Annotated in this window: 14 protein-coding genes and 1 tRNA gene; 8 read left to right on the top strand and 7 right to left on the bottom strand. The window is 40.7% G+C overall.

Annotated elements, in window-relative coordinates:
* Positions 1 to 127 precede the first annotated feature (127 nt).
* Complete coding sequence (locus H5123_RS20565; RefSeq protein ID WP_259395220.1) at positions 128 to 250, top strand: hypothetical protein; 123 nt, start codon at positions 128 to 130, stop codon at positions 248 to 250.
* A gap of 58 nt (positions 251 to 308) precedes the next feature.
* Here the strand turns inward: H5123_RS20565 and H5123_RS03025 are convergent, their stop codons facing one another.
* Positions 309 to 1,514 carry an MFS transporter gene (locus H5123_RS03025; RefSeq protein ID WP_124016471.1) on the bottom strand — a complete coding sequence of 402 codons (1,206 nt, stop codon included), beginning with the start codon at positions 1,512 to 1,514 and terminating at the stop codon, positions 309 to 311.
* A 575-nt stretch (positions 1,515 to 2,089) separates the two neighbouring features.
* On the opposite strand from H5123_RS03025, the gene H5123_RS03020 reads away from it, so the two are divergent.
* From H5123_RS03020 to H5123_RS03005, 4 genes are all read left to right on the top strand, one after another.
* Entirely contained in the window at positions 2,090 to 3,793 is a 1,704-nt protein-coding gene (locus H5123_RS03020) for an AMP-binding protein (protein ID WP_182696989.1), read from the top strand.
* A gap of 717 nt (positions 3,794 to 4,510) precedes the next feature.
* Complete coding sequence (locus tag H5123_RS03015; RefSeq protein ID WP_182696988.1) at positions 4,511 to 6,592, top strand: hypothetical protein; 2,082 nt, start codon at positions 4,511 to 4,513, stop codon at positions 6,590 to 6,592.
* Positions 6,593 to 6,705: 113 nt separating this feature from the next.
* Positions 6,706 to 8,076, top strand: coding sequence for an ankyrin repeat domain-containing protein (locus H5123_RS03010; protein ID WP_182696987.1), 1,371 nt, complete (start codon positions 6,706 to 6,708; stop codon positions 8,074 to 8,076).
* Positions 8,077 to 8,963: 887 nt separating this feature from the next.
* Positions 8,964 to 9,389, top strand: a complete 426-nt coding sequence (locus H5123_RS03005) for an HPP family protein (protein ID WP_124016473.1) — start codon at positions 8,964 to 8,966, stop codon at positions 9,387 to 9,389.
* 262 nt (positions 9,390 to 9,651) lie between these two features.
* Here H5123_RS03005 and H5123_RS03000 read toward each other — a convergent pair.
* From H5123_RS03000 to H5123_RS02990, 3 genes are all read right to left on the bottom strand, one after another.
* Positions 9,652 to 9,728: transfer RNA gene (locus tag H5123_RS03000), tRNA-Pro, on the bottom strand.
* Between the two features lie 359 nt (positions 9,729 to 10,087).
* On the bottom strand, positions 10,088 to 11,878 hold the full coding sequence (locus tag H5123_RS02995) for a DUF3413 domain-containing protein (protein ID WP_182696986.1): 1,791 nt from the start codon (positions 11,876 to 11,878) through the stop codon (positions 10,088 to 10,090).
* Between the two features lie 84 nt (positions 11,879 to 11,962).
* Positions 11,963 to 12,175 carry a YejL family protein gene (locus tag H5123_RS02990; RefSeq protein WP_124016475.1) on the bottom strand — a complete coding sequence of 71 codons (213 nt, stop codon included), beginning with the start codon at positions 12,173 to 12,175 and terminating at the stop codon, positions 11,963 to 11,965.
* 183 nt (positions 12,176 to 12,358) lie between these two features.
* Between H5123_RS02990 and yejK the strand changes: the two genes are divergently transcribed.
* The gene (yejK, locus tag H5123_RS02985; protein WP_124016476.1) at positions 12,359 to 13,387 is read left to right on the top strand and encodes a nucleoid-associated protein YejK; all 1,029 of its coding nucleotides are present in this window, start codon (positions 12,359 to 12,361) and stop codon (positions 13,385 to 13,387) included.
* A 461-nt stretch (positions 13,388 to 13,848) separates the two neighbouring features.
* Positions 13,849 to 14,796, top strand: a complete 948-nt coding sequence (gene corA, locus H5123_RS02980) for a magnesium/cobalt transporter CorA (RefSeq protein WP_182696985.1) — start codon at positions 13,849 to 13,851, stop codon at positions 14,794 to 14,796.
* A gap of 149 nt (positions 14,797 to 14,945) precedes the next feature.
* On the opposite strand, the gene H5123_RS02975 is transcribed toward corA, so the two are convergent.
* Positions 14,946 to 16,196 (bottom strand): DUF3391 domain-containing protein, encoded by a 1,251-nt coding sequence (locus H5123_RS02975; RefSeq protein WP_182696984.1) that lies wholly within the window; start codon positions 16,194 to 16,196, stop codon positions 14,946 to 14,948.
* Positions 16,197 to 16,311: 115 nt separating this feature from the next.
* Between H5123_RS02975 and H5123_RS02970 the strand changes: the two genes are divergently transcribed.
* Positions 16,312 to 17,007, top strand: coding sequence for a 2OG-Fe(II) oxygenase (locus H5123_RS02970; RefSeq protein ID WP_124016479.1), 696 nt, complete (start codon positions 16,312 to 16,314; stop codon positions 17,005 to 17,007).
* A 79-nt stretch (positions 17,008 to 17,086) separates the two neighbouring features.
* On the opposite strand, the gene H5123_RS02965 is transcribed toward H5123_RS02970, so the two are convergent.
* Both H5123_RS02965 and H5123_RS02960 read right to left on the bottom strand, forming a co-directional pair.
* A complete protein-coding gene (locus H5123_RS02965) occupies positions 17,087 to 18,439 on the bottom strand; it encodes an ATP-binding protein (protein ID WP_182696983.1) in 1,353 nt (450 codons plus the stop codon).
* Positions 18,430 to 19,104, bottom strand: coding sequence for a response regulator (locus H5123_RS02960; RefSeq protein ID WP_182696982.1), 675 nt, complete (start codon positions 19,102 to 19,104; stop codon positions 18,430 to 18,432). The genes H5123_RS02965 and H5123_RS02960 overlap by 10 nt, the downstream gene beginning before the upstream one ends.
* Between the last annotated feature and the right edge of the window lie 111 nt (positions 19,105 to 19,215).

Here is a 19,215-nt window from a genome sequence, read left to right as displayed (position 1 = left end):
TTCTCTAGTTATTTTTAGGGGCATTGAGAAAGTTTTGAAGGCTGCTTATAGCTAAACCATAACATTATCTGTTGCGGTATTTTTATAATGCATCTCATGCTTATCAAGCAGAGGCCATGAAGTATTAATGGGACAAACTTCTGGCCATTTGGAAATTAACCTAACCCGTCAAGGTGAAGGCGTATTATTTGATTGGGTAGTCGGTTCGGCAGCTCGTCAGTCACTTCCTGCTAAAATTCGCAGAAGTTAATATTGGCACCTAGTTTGAAGCTAACAACGCTTTCCATAAAATGGAAAGCGTTGTTAATTTATGCTGAACACTGTTCCAGTTGAGTATTTTTCTTGTTCATTTGCAGATAACTTAACAGCCACATGATTAAGCCGCCGGCAAATAGCACTGCCGCCACATAACCGGTCTCGTTAGGCATGGCACCTTGTGCGATAAACATACCACCCACCCAAGGGCCGATAGCATTGGCGGTGTTAAATGAACATTGCACTAATGCACCTATCATGGCGTGACCATTTGGCGATACGTCCATCAGTAAGGTTTGAATTAATGTGGCTAAACCCACACTGCAACCAATAAAGAAAATCACCGCATACAATAGCCAAATATTATGGCTGGCGCTGACATAGGCCACAGAAAATATAATCGTACACACTAATGCGATACCTGTGGTTTTTAAGGCGGCGCGATCGGCCGCTTTGCCTAATACATAGTTACCTAAGGTACAACCAATACCAAACATCACCATGGCAATTGAAATCGTGTAGGCCGGGGTTTGTGTCACCACTAAGATGGTGTCGGCGATATAAGTGTAAATACAAAACACACCGCCAAAGCCAATAATCACAATGCCTAAAATTGACCACACCAATTTATTTTTCAACACACTAAATTCATTAATTAAATTAGATGGTTGGCTATTTTCTATTTTTGGAATTACCACATAGACGCACACAAGTGCGATTAAAGCGAGAGCCGATGCACCTGCTAAACAATAGCGCCAGCTTAAGTTTTGGCCGACTAAAGTGACAATTGGAACCCCAACAATGGTCGCTATGGTTAAGCCCATAAACACTTTAGACATATAGCTGGCACGTTTATGTTGTGGGGCAATATCGGCAGCCAATAAAATTGCGGCACCAAAATAAGCGCCGTGAGGTAGACCGCTTAAAAAGCGAAATACAATAAGCTGTTCAAGTGAAGTGGCCATGGCACTTAAGCCATTTGAGATAAACATTAATGTCAGAAATATCGCCAATGCATGACGTTTTTTCATATTGGCAGTTGTCAGCATCAAAATCGGTGCACCGACAACAACCCCTATCGCATAAGCACTAATAGCATAACCGCTTTGAGATGGCGTAGAGGCAAATGTCTCGCTAATTAATGGCAGCATTGGCATCATCGAAAATTCAGATAATCCCAAAATAAAGGTGCCTAGCGCTAACACGAGTAAAATGGCGGTAGTGTTTAGTTGGCTTGGTGATGTTGCCGCCGGTGTCATATGTAATCCTGTTATTGATAAGAGACGAATAGTGGTGAGTTTTATTTTTAAGCTTATGATAGTCATGTTATGTAAAGACATTATTACGGTTTAGATCTGGCAACAAGCAACAAGCTTTAATGTGCCAAAGACATAATGGTTAAACATGACTGCATCGACAGTGAATTCGCTATTATTAGGGGAAACTTAGCGACTGCGACATCATAAAGCACCACAGTTTATTAGATTTTTAATAAAAGGCCGCAATAAATTAAATTTTTATTATAAACAGGCTATTATGATTATTTAATGTGTCCTTTTATTGTCCAAGTCGTAAATGCGATGTAATCATGCGGTTAATATTAGCTGTTAGCTTGAGCCGGTAACTTAAGCGGTCAATCTCAGCCAACATTGATTCTTGATTCTTGATTCTTGATTCTTGAAATATTGATTTTTGGGTGCATAAATTCCTTTCGTCTACGTTAATCTTTAGTCTAATACCCGCCTTTTTTACTTGTGAGTGACCCCATGCATTGGTTAGTTTGAATAAGACGAATAACATTATTCATTATAATAATAAATGCACGGAGGCTTTAATGGTCAAACAACACCAAGCGCAACTTCCTCTTACTCTGAGTGAATACCATGGTGCCACTTCGACGACGCTTATCAATAAAACCATTGGTCAATATTTTGATGATATTGCTAACACCTATCCAGATAATCTTGCCGTTGTTGTTTACCATCAACATATCCGCTGGAACTATCGCCAGTATCAAGAAAAAATAGACTCCCTCGCCACAGGTTTATTGCAGCTAGGCATTCAAGCAGGAGATAGAGTAGGGATCTGGTCGCCTAACAACATTGAGTGGTGTTTAACACAATTTGCGACCGCTAAAATTGGCGCCATTATGGTGTGTATCAATCCCGCTTATCGACCTGAAGAGCTGGAATACTCCTTGAGCAATGTTGGTTGCCGTGCCGTGATTTGTGCTGATAGGTTTAAGTCCAGCGATTACCTACAAATGTTGAATGAGTTATTGCCAGAATTGAGCAGTAATCAGGGCCGTTTATCCGCTCGCGCACTGCCAAAACTTGAATTTGTTATCCGCATGGGTACAGACAAAACCCCTGGTATGCTTAATTTTAATGATTTGCTGGTGGAGGTTAACGCCGATGATCAACATGTGTTGGCTAGCATTGCTGACTCTCTTAATACACATGATTCGATTAATATTCAATTTACCTCTGGTACTACTGGCAGCCCCAAAGGCGCGACATTATCGCATCATAATATTTTAAATAATGCTTATTTAGTGGCTGAGGCGATGAAACTTACTCCGGTCGATAAATTGTGTATTCCTGTGCCGCTATATCATTGTTTTGGCATGGTTTTAGGCAGTTTATGTTCAATTATAAATGCCTCCGCAGCTGTATACCCGGGAGAGTCTTTTGATCCGCTAACTACGTTAACCGTGGCTGCACAAGAGCGTTGTACCGCACTACATGGTGTACCGACCATGTTTATTGCTGAATTAGAGCATCCGCAATTTAGCGAGTTTGACCTTAGTTCATTGCGCACTGGTGTAATGGCGGGCGCCACTTGCCCCGAAGAAGTGATGCGCCGCGTTCAAAATGTAATGTATATGAAACAAGTATTAATAGGTTACGGACAAACCGAGTGCAGCCCGTTAAATCATATTACTGAGATTGATTCTTCCATCGAAAAGCAAGTGCTCACAGTTGGTCGTGCATTGCCGCACACTGAAGTGAAAATCATCAATGAATTTGGTGATGTGGTGGCTGTTGGCCAACCCGGTGAAGTGTGCAGCCGAGGTTACTGCATTATGCAAGGTTACTGGAATGATCCGGTGAAAACTGCCGCAACCATTGACAGTGTAGGCTGGCTGCATTCAGGAGATATCGGTCAAATGGATGAACTTGGCTACGTACAAATTGTCGGCCGAATTAAAGACATGATCATTCGCGGCGGCGAGAATATTTATCCTCGTGAAATTGAAGAAAAGCTCTACAGCCACAAAGATGTGCAGGACGCAGCCGTTTTTGGCGTTCAAAGTGACAAATATGGCGAGGAGGTGTGCGCATGGATTAAAGTGCGCGCCAATGCCGATATTACTGAAGACGATATTCGTCATTTTCTCACTGAGAAATTTGCCTATTTCAAAGTGCCGCGCTATATCAAATTTGTCGATCAATACCCCATGACAGTGACAGGTAAAATCCAGAAGTTTAAGATGCGTGAGTTAATGTATCAGGAGCTACACGAAGCGATAAATTAGTCTTTGAGCATTGAGTTTATACAACACCCAGTATTGCGTCATTGATACTGGGTTTTTTAATGGGTTCAAGGCTGTTGTACCGAAGCAATACCACACTTAACTTCAAAGAGATAAACCGTTGAGTTAGTCGGTTTAAACCAAAGTATTTTAACGACTCCGCATATCTCCATAGGACCAGCTAAATGAGCGGGTTTTATTCTCTGGCTTGAACTGCATACATCAACTACAGCGTTTATTTTTATGCGAGTAAATGCAAGCTCTGTTGAGATAACCGTAATATTTAAAAAGCTAAAATGTGTAGTTGTCATTCGAAAGAATGAGAACGCCAACTCCTTGATCAGCATAGTCAAAAATATCACTTTTTATTGATCTGACCCCGTATTTTTTAATTAATTGAAATTAAATATTTTTCAAGTCAAAAAGCGCATTTTGATGGATTAAGGGCTATTTTACCCTCTTGAATATTTCCACATTTTTTGTATGGTTAACGGTATGTTTAATAGGTTTCTTTTTGGTAATAAAAAGGTGGTTTAAATGTTATCTGTCGGTGCCGGTTGTTTAAGGTTTTGACTGTTGGATCGACTGGCGAACAAGGTTTACAGAGTGCATAAACCTTGTCGAGTTTTAATACCGCCCCAACTTAGTTACATAAAAATAAAATATAGGAGGTTGTTATGGTTGATTAATTTAATCCCAAAATAATTACAGGAGGTTGTTATGTTATTTGTTAAATATTTTAATAAAAAACCGCTTGCCCTTGCTATTTCTATAGCATTGCTTGCCTCAATAGGGAGTGCTACGGCTTATGAATCGCCAGTGCACGTTTTTTCAGTTAAGGATGTTCTGGGGGGACTTAATGGTGTGACTTTCTCTGAAGATCCATCAATTATTTGTGATATTGGAGAAATCAGTTGTCCTAGTGATAATCTTCCATTTCTTGATAAGTCGGGGGTGATGTTATATCCCGTCGATAGTGAATTTGGATTTTACGTTGTAGATTTTCTTGGCGCCCAACCCAAAGCGCGCAATGGTGACTACCTAGAAGGATTCGTTGGTAATATTCTCGATGGAGGAGAGATTATCGGTATTCAAGTTGCTAATGCTGCCACCGAAAAATATAAGGTGAAACCTCCATTAGGTACTTGGTGTCAAGGGTTAGGTGGCACCTCGGTAAAATGTGAAACGGAACATTATACCGTTATGGAGCATGCCCTTAGTTGTTATGAAACCATCCCATACTTTTTTGCCAGTCCAGATGGTACCCAAGCGATTTTATCAACACCAGACGGCAGTCTCTCGTTTGACTGTGCAAATGCACCACTGGATGATAATGTCCAAGTTTTAGTCGGTGGGAAAGCATATGAACGCTTGATCAAGGCAACACCTTGTGTGGCAGATAATGATCCAATTGGCTGTCAGATGTTCCCTAATGATAAGACCAATATGTTAGATAATATTGCCTTAAGTACTGATTATTCAATACAGCTCAAAGATGATGGTAAGCCACTTTATGGTTGGGGAGGAATACATAAACGGCCTAATGATATTCGCATGTATGCTCAGCTGGCATTGCCGGCAGAATGGAAAGATCCAGCAGCAAACTTTGTGGTTACTCGAGCAGAGTTGGTGGTTAATCATTGGATCACTAATAATCCTAATGACCAACTTCGTCCTGAAGACTTGGAGAATGAGGCGGCAACAGGTCGTAAACCATCTTATAGAATTGAAGGTGAAGGTGACACTGCTATTTGGAAAAGTACTGTTCCTTGTTATGAAGGTGATAGTGACATAATTGATACCGATGAAGGGTCTTTAGAACCGTCTTTTATCGGAATCGGTACCGTACTAAAAAATTCCCCTAAAGCGCTAGACCCTGCAGCTTCTCCTGGTTCAGAACCCTCCGATCATCCTTATGCCTTCTCATCGGATCTTGTTGGTGGTTATTCTAACGCCTACTATACCACCCTTAATCGAGACCCATTTGAATGGTCTTATGATACAAATCCAGATCCAAATATTCAGGACTTCATCGGTAGTGCATTGCCCGATGCTTCGCTTGGGGAGCTGGTTTCTGGGCCACGCTGGAGACTTAAACCTAATAAGTTTGGTCAAGACCTTCCTGGAATGGAAATCCCCTTGATTGAATGTAGTGCGCCGCCTTTTGCCAAAGATAACGTGAAATATACTGTGGGTATACCGACAACAACAGTGATCAATTTACTCGATTGGGCTGAGGGCGAAACCTCTCCACTCGCAACGAGTAAAGGCTGGGTAGATGTAACTGCAAATGAGTATGTCACAATTGTTTCTGACTCAGGTGAACCGCCTGTCACCAGCAATGGTTTGCCGATGACGTCGGACTTTGATCTTGCGGTCTATATTAAAGGCGATAGTAAATCGACGGCTTTATATAACGCGCAGCTTATCATCGAATATGAGGGTGAAGTACCTGTGGTGAATACTGAGGTAGATGTCGCATTGACGGCCTTTGCTGCATCAGCACAAGCTAAGTTTGGTGACACTGTGGCTATGGTTGTCGAAGTGGCCAATCTGAAAGAGAGTAGTGTTAGTGGCGAGGTAAGTGTGAGTGGCGTAACCAATAGAGGATTAGTTATTCACCTGCCTAGCTTGGCTTTTAGTGACTTAGCTGGCGGGGCTGCTACATCTTTAAACTTCAGCTGGCCAGTCAATATCCTAAAAAACGAGAAAATTATCTGGACGGCGACAGTGTTTGCCGAAGGCGATCTTAATAATGATAACAATACTGGTACTGCAATAACCAAAATCCGTAGATTTTAATTAAGGATTGACTGGTGAATCAAAGGGGGAGAGCGCTGTTCTCTCCTTTTCACTCAAGCTAAATAGAAACTGTTATTAGCCGTTTTTATAGACCGAAAGGATAGGAATAGCAGATGCGCATTATACAAATTGTCTTCATTGCGATTATTATTTTATCTTCGGCAATTATCACTTTGTCAGCTGAAGATAATCGTGATCCAACCCAATTAGAGACACCTGTTACTTCAGCTACGCCTGCTGAAACAAGCACGAAACCGTCACAAGTAACAGTAAAGCCAACTAAAGTAGTTCAAATAACAGTCACCCCAACAGCTAAACAAAGTGCTAAAAAACCGGCAATGGGCCACGATTACCAGAAAAATATGCCTAAGCTTGGTAAAGGTGAAGCTAATTATCGTGGTGGAAAGGAAACAACATCAGAAGAACAAGCTAAGGATAGCCCATTAAAACAATCACCAATCATAGATGAACAGCATATAAATAGTGCTAATGTTGGTTATCCTGGATATCGAGAACAAGGAGGTTCTGCTTACTTTCAGCATCAACAATATGCTAATCCACCCCGCTCTTCAGCAAGCCAAGCTGACCCCAAACGATTAGACCAACGCAATGATTTGCAACATAATCCGTTATTGATTGATGCTCAGGATAATAATGCTAAACCCCTGAAACCCTCTCACGAGCAACGCAGAGCATTACTTCATGCAGCCGCTTTTGGCGATGTGCAAGCGGTGAATAAACTTCTTAAAGAGGGAGCAAGTCCTGATGCCAGAGCAAAAGACAGAATAGGGCGTACAGCCTTAATGCTCGCTGCGTTGAGTGGGCATACCGACGTCGTTAATACTCTGCTTAAGCAAGGGGCGAGCGTAAATATAAAAGATAAAACAGGGCATACAGCGCTGAACTGGGCGGCAAATCGTTCAGATATAAATATCGTGACGATATTGCTCAGCTACGGAGCCGACATTAATACTCAAGATAATGCTGGAACATCTCCTTTGTTGTATGCCATTGGAACACACAATATTGCAATGGTCCGTTTATTGTTATCTCATGGCGCCGCGACTGAAATAGAAAGCGATGAAAGTAAGATGACCCCCTTGCTACTTGCCATCGAGCACAATGATCTGGAATCGATTAATCTTTTGTTAGATAACCGAGTCAATGTTAATGGAAAAAACAATGATAATTTTCGGCCATTAATGGCTGCGGCAGAACAAGGTCAACTCAATACTGTGCAACAACTTATCTTTCATGGTGCAGAGGTTAATCAGTATGATAATAAGCATTTTTCTGCATTGATCTATGCCGCGAATAAGCAACATATTGCTGTAATGGAGTTTTTATTGGCCAAAGGGGCAGATATTAATGCTCTTGATGGTAAAGGGTTGTCCATTGTGATGCGTGCCAGACAGCAGGGTCATACTGAAGTGATAAAGTTACTATGTGGAAATGGAGCTAAGCTTAACGCCGACGACTGCTGATATAAAGGGTGCTATCAATCTTTTATTATTCTGAATTATCATCTGCAGTACATATGCCGAAAGTCACGCTGATAATCAACGTATTGGCCGTTATAGTGAATATTAACTAAGGTTAGAAACCATCTCTTTACGGCTTCTCAGTGCAATATTGTAAAGCAATTTAAGCAGGACATGACTCAGTATATTGGTCTTTGTAGGATTTAAATGAAGGTTGAAATACGACATTATTTCGTTGTGCAGTGAATATCAATACAGGTACTAATGTTACTGCTTTTAATCGTCGCACCTTGTCATACAGATGCTGCAGAAAAATGTGTGTGAAAGTTCAATTCATGCCATTCAATTTTGTAAATTACAGAAAAAGGCCCACAAGCTTTATGTCGTGGCTTAGATGACGTAAAAGTCAGCATTGATATTGAGTTTATAGACAGTCAGTTCTTTTATGAAACGATCCGTGTGGCTGATTTTTATATTGCATTAAATAACTCACTTTCTTATAAACAGACATACGACGGATGAATACTTCTGATGATAATGCTTTGGTATTTACTCTTAGGCATCAAGAAGACTTATTTGTGAGTGTCACGACAGTATTTTAGGTGTAAAGGGAGGCGGGAGCTCTAGATCACCGCGAAATGCTTAAAGACATGGGATATCACTTAGCCTAAGGATATGGTATTGCTAGACATATACCATAAAAAATTAATCAATTGGATAAAGCATTGAGTCCTTTAAGAGGAGTTGCTTAAGGCTATTTAGTCTCTGGCTCAATGTCGATATGAAGGTTACTGTTATGCCTTTTTATTTTGCTACCAGCGGCACTCTGTATTCGATATAGTCTTCATTCGGAGTGAATTATGTTATGACAGCTGTAAAGGAGTAATACCATGAAAGTATGCGACATTATGACCCCAAATCCGGTGTGTATTAGTCATGAAGCTAGCCTTAAAGATGCTCACCAATTGATGCAAAGCCGTAATGTGCGTCATCTACCGGTTATTTCTGAGCAAAATGGACAACTCATCGGCATGTTGACTCACAAAAAGATGATCGCCAGCGTGTTGAGTATGCTTAATAAATATGGTCAAGGAGCGTTAGACAGAAAAGAGCGATATACTCCTATTGCCGATATTATGGACACGAAAGTACAAAAGTTAGGCTTAGATGAACCGCTAACCATAGTCGTACAATATTTTATTGATAATAAACTAGGTTGCTTGCCGGTTGTTGATGAGCAAAATAATGTTCTTGGTATCGTTACATCTTCAGACTTTGTCAAACTGTGTCAGCGCTTATTACTGGCACAAAAGTAATAACGTTCAAACTAAGCTGACAATTTGATCAATCTCCATAGCTACCATTTCGCTTTTTAACAATGTTGCCGGAACTATGGGGCAGTGATTTAGTGTTTGGTTTTTATGTGGCGAAGTCTACTGTGTCACAGGCTAAAGGCTATAAAAGAATTAACTGGATTGCTCAACACAAACTAGAAAAACAAAACCCCGTTTCAGTGTTGCTGAAACGGGGTTTTGTTTAGGTCAATTTCGATAATATATCGAAATAAAACACCTGATTTGGTCGGTATGAGAGGATTCGAACCTCCGACCCCTGACACCCCATGACAGTGCGCTACCGGGCTGCGCTACATACCGAGTTTTTAGTACTTTATCACACTAGCGGTCAATAGTTAGTATCAAGCTGGTTGGTAAAGTATCACTTAGTGCGCCTAATGGCTTTGGGGTAACTCAGCTGAGTTCACTAAGCGGATAAGCACTTTATCAACAGTAATTAACGAGTGCAAGCAGTTAGTTAAGCGCTATTTATCAATTGACTATAAACTGCCCAATTACGATAACGAATATTGGATAAGCGGCCAGAATATAGCCTTTTGCATAAGCGTTGATCATGGATATAGGTCGATATTGACTTAGATGCTGAAGGTAATATTTATTGTATTACCTTCAGCACTTTTTAAGCATAACTTACACCAATGAATGGTACTTTGGTTGGTTTATTGGTTGTATAGCCTTCTACCTTCGCGCATCACTTGAATGAGTTCTGGTGCACTCATTTTTTTATCTAAGCGTTTTTTGTAGTCCAAATCATAGATACGGTACTTGCCGAAGCGATCCAGCACGGTAATTTCAGATTTTTGATAGATAGCAAAACGGCGACTATCTCCTATGTAGACCCAGGTTTCATTATTAGGCTCTAGCAAGCTTCGGCCCGAGCTGTAATCAGTACTTGGGTTTGTGCAGCCTAAGACATGGCTTAGCAAGGTTGGTGCTATACCATAATGGCTAGTGCGGTAATTGACTTTATTACCACTGCTGTTTGGCCAATGAATGATCAGTGGCACTTTAACGTTACCGGGTGATAAATCGCTGCGTGCATCACTGGCGTTACTGGTGAAGACTTGACCGTATGTGCCGGTAATAAGCACCACAGTGTCATCACTGACATTATTGAGTAGCGTAGCGAGTTGCTGGTCAATAAAGTTAAGCGACTGACGATATTGGTTAAACAATACTTTCTGTGCTGGCTTTAATGGTATTTGCGGTTTCACGGTTTGCACGCCTAAAAAACCAACAGGAGTATCGTAGTCTTTCGGTGCAGTCAGATTGACTAAGCTGAACCAAGGTTGTGTTTGATTCTGTTGCCATTGATTGACTGCGCTAATGGTATTGATGTCGGCATCTGCACTGCCATTTTGACTTTCGCTGATGTGCATGGTCATGCCGTTAAACATTGCGCTATTGGCAGCGTATTGTTCATTTTCGGGGGCAAACATGGCTAATTGATAACCTTGCTGCTTAAGGATGTTGGTTAAGATTGGGCTAGTACTGTCAAACTCTTTGCGGTCACTATAATTACCTTGTAGACCATACATGAGAGTAAACATACTGGTTTCAAAGTCAGAACCACCAGCATAGTGATTCGTAAAACGCTGATTTTGGATTCGATATTGGCTTAAAAACGGCATAGTGACGTTATCGACCATGTCTGCTCGAAGGCTGTCTATGGTGATCAGCATAATATTAGGTTGGCTATCAGCACTGCATTGCATCGGATTGATTGGGTAGCTTAACTTTCGCGATTTAGTGTTGCGTGATTCCGTTGACTGCATGCTGCTGTCAATGCCGTGATTTTCCATAAACGATCGCGCTGTTGCTGGGTATGACACTGGATAAGCGTCATCAAAACGAGTGACTTCAGTCATGTTAGTGGCATCGGCCCAAATATGAAATAAATGGCTGCTGACGAAACAAATTCCGACAAACAATACCACTTTATTACCCCATTGTTTTTTCTGGATTTTGTCGATGCGTTTCCACAAATAATTGGCCGCGGTAAGTTCAACAATCACAATGACGATAGGGGTGACTATGTATGAGGTACTGTGCAATAGCGCGTTGAGGTCTTGCCAAGCTAAATCAAAGGCAAAAGGACTTAAATGAATACCATAGTCGTCATAAATAATGGTGTCATACAGTAGGGCATATAATCCAATTGAGGCAATAAATGCAGCAAAACCGCGTAAAATTTTAGAGTAAGGTAGGAGTAAGGTAATCGGGAAGATAAAAACTAAGTAACCGATAAAAGCCAAAAAAGTAAAATGGCCAATGGTACTGATAGTAAGATATGCCCAGCCAATAATGGATTCTGGATAGCCGACACTGCCGATATACCGAGCGCCAATCAACATCGCCAATATGCCATTAAAGAAGGCAAACCAGTGACCCCAATTAACTAAGCGTGACACTTTATCACGCGTCATTTGCTGCTTTTTGCGCTCGATCATGTTAACTCGTATTCCTACGTTATTATCACGGCTTTTTTTCAGTGTAACTGATTGTTAGCATTAGTGATAAATTTTATTTAGTCGTTACTTAATCGACTGTGTTAAAGCTTTGGCAAATTGCTCTGCTACTTTTTGACGAGACTCATTTGGGACTTTTTTATCGAGTAAATGGGTCACGCAGTTACCTAGTACCATCAGGCTTAAATCGGTAGGTGCTTGATGCTTTGCTAGCACAGCAAGCAGCTCACTGATAAGTGCCTCAACTTGAGTGTTTGTGTATTTAGATTGAATTGCCATAGTCAGAAAACTTCAATAAAGAATGAATTAGCTGCACATAATAACGGATTTAGCCGGCGCTCGCCTCAAGTTTTATTCGCTCTATGTGAGGAATATCGTAAACCCTTGTTCGATTTATACGGTTGGTCTGATATCATTCTTTTTAAAATTATCATCTGTGACTGACTAGGATTAACAAGGCTTATGGGCATTAGTATTGAGCAAGCAATTATTCACGAAATATCTCAAGACAGTCAGGGGCAAATGCGTTGTCGTTTACGCCCGCAACCGTTGTTGAATACTCACGCCGTTGAAACCATGTTAGAAGAGTTACATCAGACCTATTCGGGCAAAGCGGGAAAAGGTTTTGGCTTTTTTGGTACCCATGACGATGATGGCGAAGCCAATAGTGCATTTTCTGATGCTCTGACAGGCTATCGCAAAGGCGATTTAGGTTTTGTAGAATTTAGCGGCCAAGCAAGCCAACTATTGCAGCAAGAATTGTCTAAGTACGACTTTAGCCAAGGCGGATTTTTATTGATGTCTTGCTATACCAGTATGACAAGCGACTATTTATTTGTGGCGTTATTAAGCGCTAAGTCGTCGATGACTGTCTTAGATGACATGGAATTGTCGCAAAATAATCACTTAGATTTAAACAATATTCAACTGGCCGCCCGCATTGATTTAACTGAGTGGCAGGCCGATAAAAGCTCGCGTAAATATATTTCGTTTATTCGTGGTCGTGCGGGCCGTAAAGTTGCCGACTTCTTTTTAGATTTTATGGGCTGTGTTGAAGGGGTTAACATCAAAGCGCAAAACAAAACCTTGATCCATGCGGTTGAAGACTTTGTTGCGGGCAGTGAGTTAACCAAAGATGAACGTCAAGAGTGCCGTAACAAGGTCTTTGACTATTGTTCTGAGCGCGCGGGCTCTGGTGATGTGATTGAAGTTAAAGATTTAGCTGACGAGTTAGCTGATTCCGGCATGGATTCATTTTATGATTTCGCCTGTGGTGGTAGTTATGAGTTGGATGATGAGTTTCCGGCAGATAAAGCCAGTTTACGCAGTTTGAAGAAGTTTTCAGGCACTGGCGGCGGAGTAACATTGAGTTTTGATGGTGGCCATTTAGGTGAACGGGTTATTTATGATCCTATTTCTGACACCATTTTGATAAAAGGTGTGCCGGCCAATTTGAAAGATCAATTGGATCGTCGTTTAAAAGGTGAGTAACTTAAGCTGAACACAAGCTGAGCTAACTCAATCTGCGTAGTGTGTTGTTATAGCGTCCTATCTGGGCGCTTTTTTATATCTGCTGAAAACACTAATGAAGGTTTAGCGCGTGTTATGCTGTTGTGAGTTAGCAGCTGAAGTCACTATATGTGATGTTACACATTGGTTTTTTATGGGAATGTTATGTTGAATATCGTGTTCGTTGACGCGAATATTAATGATGAAAATAGTCATTCTTTACATCAGTATCCAGATAATTAAATAGCCTAAGTGGCGCTTAATTCAGCACAGTCTAGTCTAGACTTATCTCATGTCTTATTTCACGAATGATGTCTCTGGTACGATCTTTGGCGCAGTTGAATATTTTACTTTTCATTCATTTGTAGTTGAGTAAACTAGCGCCACTTTTTGAGTGTTTTTTGTTTGTTGTGCTTTATAGCCTAATGAACTTTGGGGGAGCGATGATTACTGCATACGCCTATCAAAATAGAGAGTTAATCACCACCGAATTGAAAGTGGGCAATAAAGTGCCCGAGTCGACCTTATGGTTAGATTTATTGAAACCCGATGATGAAGAACGTCAGTGGTTGAGCTTGTTTTCAGCTGAAGAAGTACCCGACGAAGAAGATATTAAAGAAATTGAGGCATCAGCACGTTTTTATCAAAACCAAGATGGTTTACATATTAACTCGTTGTTTCCTCAACGGGTGAGTTCAGATGTGCGTGCAGTGAACGTGTCGTTCAACCTACGTGAAAATTTTTTGCTGACAATGCGTGAGGAAGACGTTGGTCTTATCCGTTTATTGCGTAACTACTTGCGTTTAGGTCGTTTAGATATTACCACCCCACAAGGGTTATTATTAGAGTTATTTACCCTAAAAGTAGATTATCTATCTGACTTAATTGAAGATGTTTACAGTGTATTAGAAAATGTTAGCGAGCAAGTGTTTAATGATGAAGAGCTTGATGACGTATTTAAACTGATCACCTTGCAAGAAGACTCTAACGGTAAAATTCGATTAAGTTTATTGGATACCCAGCGCTCCTTGCGTTATATGCAACGTTATTATCGTGATCGTTTGTCGGATGAAAACTTGAAGGATATTCGAGAGATGTTATCGGATATTGAATCATTGATGCCACACAGCCAATTTATTTTCGACAAGTTACAATTCTTGCTTGATGCAGCGATGGGATTCAGTGGCTTGCAACAAAACAAAATTATTAAGATATTTTCGGTATCGGCGGTGGTTTTTTTACCTCCCACGCTCATTGCCAGTAGTTATGGGATGAATTTTCATATTATGCCTGAACTCGATTGGCGATTTGGCTATCCCATGGCGGTCGGATTAATGCTTGCCAGCGCAGCGGGAACTTACTTTTTCTTTAAACGAAAAGGCTGGTTATAACCGCAAATTGCGCTATAAGAAAGCCATCAATTGTTGCCAATTGATGGCTTTTTTGTTTCTCAACAAGGGTGTATCAATTTGTGAATAAGGTCGTTGAATTTTATCATTATTGACATGACGACAACCCAAAAACAGTGTCATTTAGCTGGCTAGCTTTGACCGATACCTAAGCTGATTTGTTCTCGAGGATTTAGGTATTTATGAATTTTCTCAGGTAATGCGGCGGCAGGTAAACTGCGGACAATAGTGAGTCCTTCTTGTTGTAAACTAATGATAGGGGCTAAATCTTTGGGTACTAACTGATCGTATACTACAATATTGGGACACAATAAGTGTTGTAAGTTTACTGACATCACCAAGGCAAATTGGCCACTGGATAACTCGATAATACTTCCAGGAGGATAAACACCTAATAGTTTGATTAGTTTACTAATATACTCAGCATTTAGTTTGTTTTTATAATTTTTATATAATAAACCTAAAGCGATACTGGGCGGCTTAGGTTTGATTTGATTAGTACCATTACATAGATTGTCATATTCATTGATCACTGCGATCAATTGCGACAACTTGTCTATCTTGTCTGCTTTAAGGCCTTGTGGATAACCACTCCCATCTAAAAATTCGTGATGATTAGCAATTAATGGTTTAGCCTCTTCCGGGAAATTATCTGCAAGTTTAAGAAAGTTAATGCTCATTAAAGGGTGTTGTTTAATAAAGTTTTCTTCTGGTGTGGTCAGAGGTACCCGCTTATTGAGAATATTACTTGGAATTTTGAGCTTACCTATATCGTGAAATAGCGCCCCCATACCAATAGTCTCCACCTCTTGGCGATTCCAGCCCAGCTCTTTTGCCATCAGCATACACAGCATGGAGACGTTAAGTGAATGATGGTAAATATGTTCATCATTTTTAGCATCGGCCATTAAATGCAAGGCTAAGTTATCACTGTTGAGTAGCATGGTGGTCATGTTACTAATGAGATCTTTAGCCTCGATAACCGAATTAAGAGGTCTGCTGCCGATTTTAGCGACCATGGAATGCATCATCGACACTGAGCGATTAAATTGTTGTTCGGTTTTCTTTAAATCGCGTTTGAGTTTTTGTTGTTCATCTATCTGCGCTGATTTTTGACTGAGCATTTGCTCTTTACGTGCATCGAGTGTTTGCTGGTCAGGTGCTGTAACGTCAGCTGTGTCAGATGTTACCGGTTCAATGTCGCTTTTATCAGGATCAAAAAAAACATCCTTTAGGCCTAATCCTTTGATGAGCTCTATTTGTACTGTGTCTTTAATTTTAAAACTGCTGAACAAAAAAGGATGGTCTTTCCAAGAAATAGGCAAGCGGATAAAAGTACCCACTTCTAATTGATCTACAGATATTTTTTGATTTTTTTTCATATTCAATCGATAGTTACTTTGAAGAACAAAGAGGTATGTTGTGCATTGCGCTTTACAGATGCTTTATAGGCATGGCAGCATACTACTATACATTTATTAACAATAGTTACTCCCTATGGATTTTATTGAAGTATATCCCAATGCGATAAGTAATGACCTATGTGATCGTTTAATGGCAGCATTTAATGCTCATCCGAGTGTGGGGCCTGGTCATACTGGTTTTGGCATTGATACCGACAAAAAGCGCAGTCGTGACTTAATGTTAGACGCTTTTGATGATTTAGCTGAATTGAAAAATGAGCTATTAGCGGCAACATTTACTCACATTAGTGATTATTTCACCCAATACTCATTAACCCTAATGGGGGCCGTGTCAGTGCAAGTTGCTGATGAAAATGGTCAAGCTCAAACCCTGACCCCTGATAATTTTGAAACATTAGGTCGGCCAAGGGCTGCAGCGTTAACTAAGTACTTGTACCGCAGTGGTAGTATCAACGTGCAGCACTATCAGCAAGGTGTCGGTGGCTATCCGCATTGGCATTCAGAGCAATTTCCACAAAATGGCCATAATGAGGCGCTTCATCGGGTAGTGTTATACATGTTTTATCTTAACGATGTAGAAGAGGGCGGTGAAACGGAGTTTTATTATCAGCAGCGTAAAATAAGTCCTAGAAAAGGTACTATGGTTATAGCTCCCGCCGGCTTTACTCACAGTCATCGTGGTAATGTGCCTATTAGCAACGACAAGTATATTGCCACTTCTTGGGCAATGTTTAATCGTGCAGAGCAGCTTTATGCGCCATTAAGTTAGTGATCACTATCGAGTAAAGCGTGTTGTTGCGGTATTTACTGCCCTGATAGCTTGCTTAGGTACTTATGTTTAAATGATATTACGTCGTTGCGGAGAGCTGGAGCACAAAGGCTGCTCCGCCTAACTCACTGGTCGTAATGGTCATGGTGCCACCATAACTGCTAACGATTTCATGACATACTGCTAAACCAATGCCTTGTCCCGAGGATTGGGTATCGGCTCTCATTCCGCGTTGAATGATTTTTTGTTTAATGGCGTCATCAACCCCAGGGCCATCATCTTCGACACTAAGCTGAATCATGTTGCCATCAAGATGCTGGGCGGTAACTTGTACCTTGTTACTACACAAGCGAAACGCATTTTCCATTAAGTTACCCAATAACTCCATTACATCCCCTTTGCTGAGCGGTAAGTGTAATGACGCCGATACTTGCAGTGTGAATATAACGTGTTTGTCCCGATAAATCTTATCAAGCATTTGTGCCACTTGTTGGACAATAGGTGCGACCTTTGTTTGTTGTTGACGTAAGCCTTGCTGACCTAACATGGCGCGTTTGAGCTGATACTGCACCAGATGATCCATATCATTGATTTGTTCTAGTATCTTTTGCTGTTGCTGCTGACGATCTAAAGAGTCATCGTCAATGATGGCAATGCTGGCAGCAAGACGTGTCTTTAAACTATGAGCCAAATCATTCATCGCATTTTGATAGCGAGTCTGACGTTGATCCGTTTGGTCCATAAGCTGATTTAACGCCATCGTAATACCGTGTAATTCAACGGGATAATCCTGTGAAAGGCTTTTTTTATGTCCTTGTTGTAGTTGTAATAGTTCTTGTTTTAATTGTGTTAACGGCCGCATGCCCCAATAGGCTGCACTGACTAACAGTAGTAATGCAATAGCCATGACGATGGCTAATCTAAAATAAGTTAATCGGTTAAATTGTTTAAGTTCCGTTTTTAATGCCGTCGCGTCTTTTAAAATTAATAGATGATACATTTGATCTTCAACATCAATACTGAGCAAATAAGCAAAGTAGCTTTGCTGGGTGTCAAAATTAAGATAAAACGGCGGTAAATCATCTTTTATTTGAAGATATTTTTCACAGATGTTATTCAATTTTAAGCTAATCGCGAAATCAGAACGCCATAAAGTGTGATAAGCACTATTACAAGTCGCCATAATATATTGCGTATCAACGTCATCACCTTCACGTGCTTGGGTGATGGGGATTAAATTGTTTTCGCGAAACTCCGCAGCAATGATAGGTAATTTAGCGATTAACGCGCTGGTGGTTTGGTTATAACGGTTTTGGGCATGGAGCAGGGTAATTAACCAAGCCAGACCAAATCCCACTAATGTGATAATGGCCAAGGAAGTAACAAACATCCTTGTTAGCAGGCGTTTTTGAGGTCGGGGAATTAGTCGCATGGGTGATTAAATTTATATCCTTGACCGCGAAGAGTCACAATCGCCTCTGCTATTCCGCCCTGAGCTAGTTTTTTTCTTAATCTACTGATTATTACTTCAATGGTATTGGGATCGCCTTCCTTGTCTGCATATACCACATCAAGTAAACGCTGCTTAGCGATAACTTCATGACTATGGCGCATTAAGTATTCCAAAATAAGGTATTCAAAGGCCGTGATGTCTAATGGTGTTTGATTCAGTGTCACGTTTTTTGCTGCCATATCAATTTGCAGCGCCCCACTGGTGATAGTTGAACTCACAAAACCACAGCTGCGGCGTACGATGGCGTCAAGCCTAGCGATGAGTTCTTCTTTTTGAAATGGTTTAACTAAATAGTCATCGGCGCCAGCATTAAGCCCTTCGACTTTGTCTTGCCACATGAGTCGTGCGGTTAAAATGAGAATCGGGGCTTTGATATCGGCACTACGGAGCATTTTGATTAAGCTTATTCCGTCTTGATCGGGTAAACCTAAATCAATAATAGCAGCATCTATCGGATAGTTAGTCGCTTGATAAAATCCCTCTTTTGCGGTTAACGCGACTTGTACTTGGTTACCTTGCGCAGATAACTGAACCTGTAAGTGATGTGACAAAATAGGATCGTCTTCAATAACCAATATGCGCATAATTTATCCTTGTTGAGCCGTTGCCTTAGGTAAAATGTGCTCGATTAGTATTACCTTATAAATCTTTTAGGTTAAATATTAAATAGGCTTTGGGTGTCGATATAATTAAGT

It is taken from the genome of Shewanella sp. SR43-4, assembly GCF_014163845.1.
Lineage (GTDB): Bacteria > Pseudomonadota > Gammaproteobacteria > Enterobacterales > Shewanellaceae > Shewanella > Shewanella vesiculosa.
Note: the sequence above shows the minus strand (reverse complement) of the source record. Positions and strands in the feature narration are given on the sequence as shown.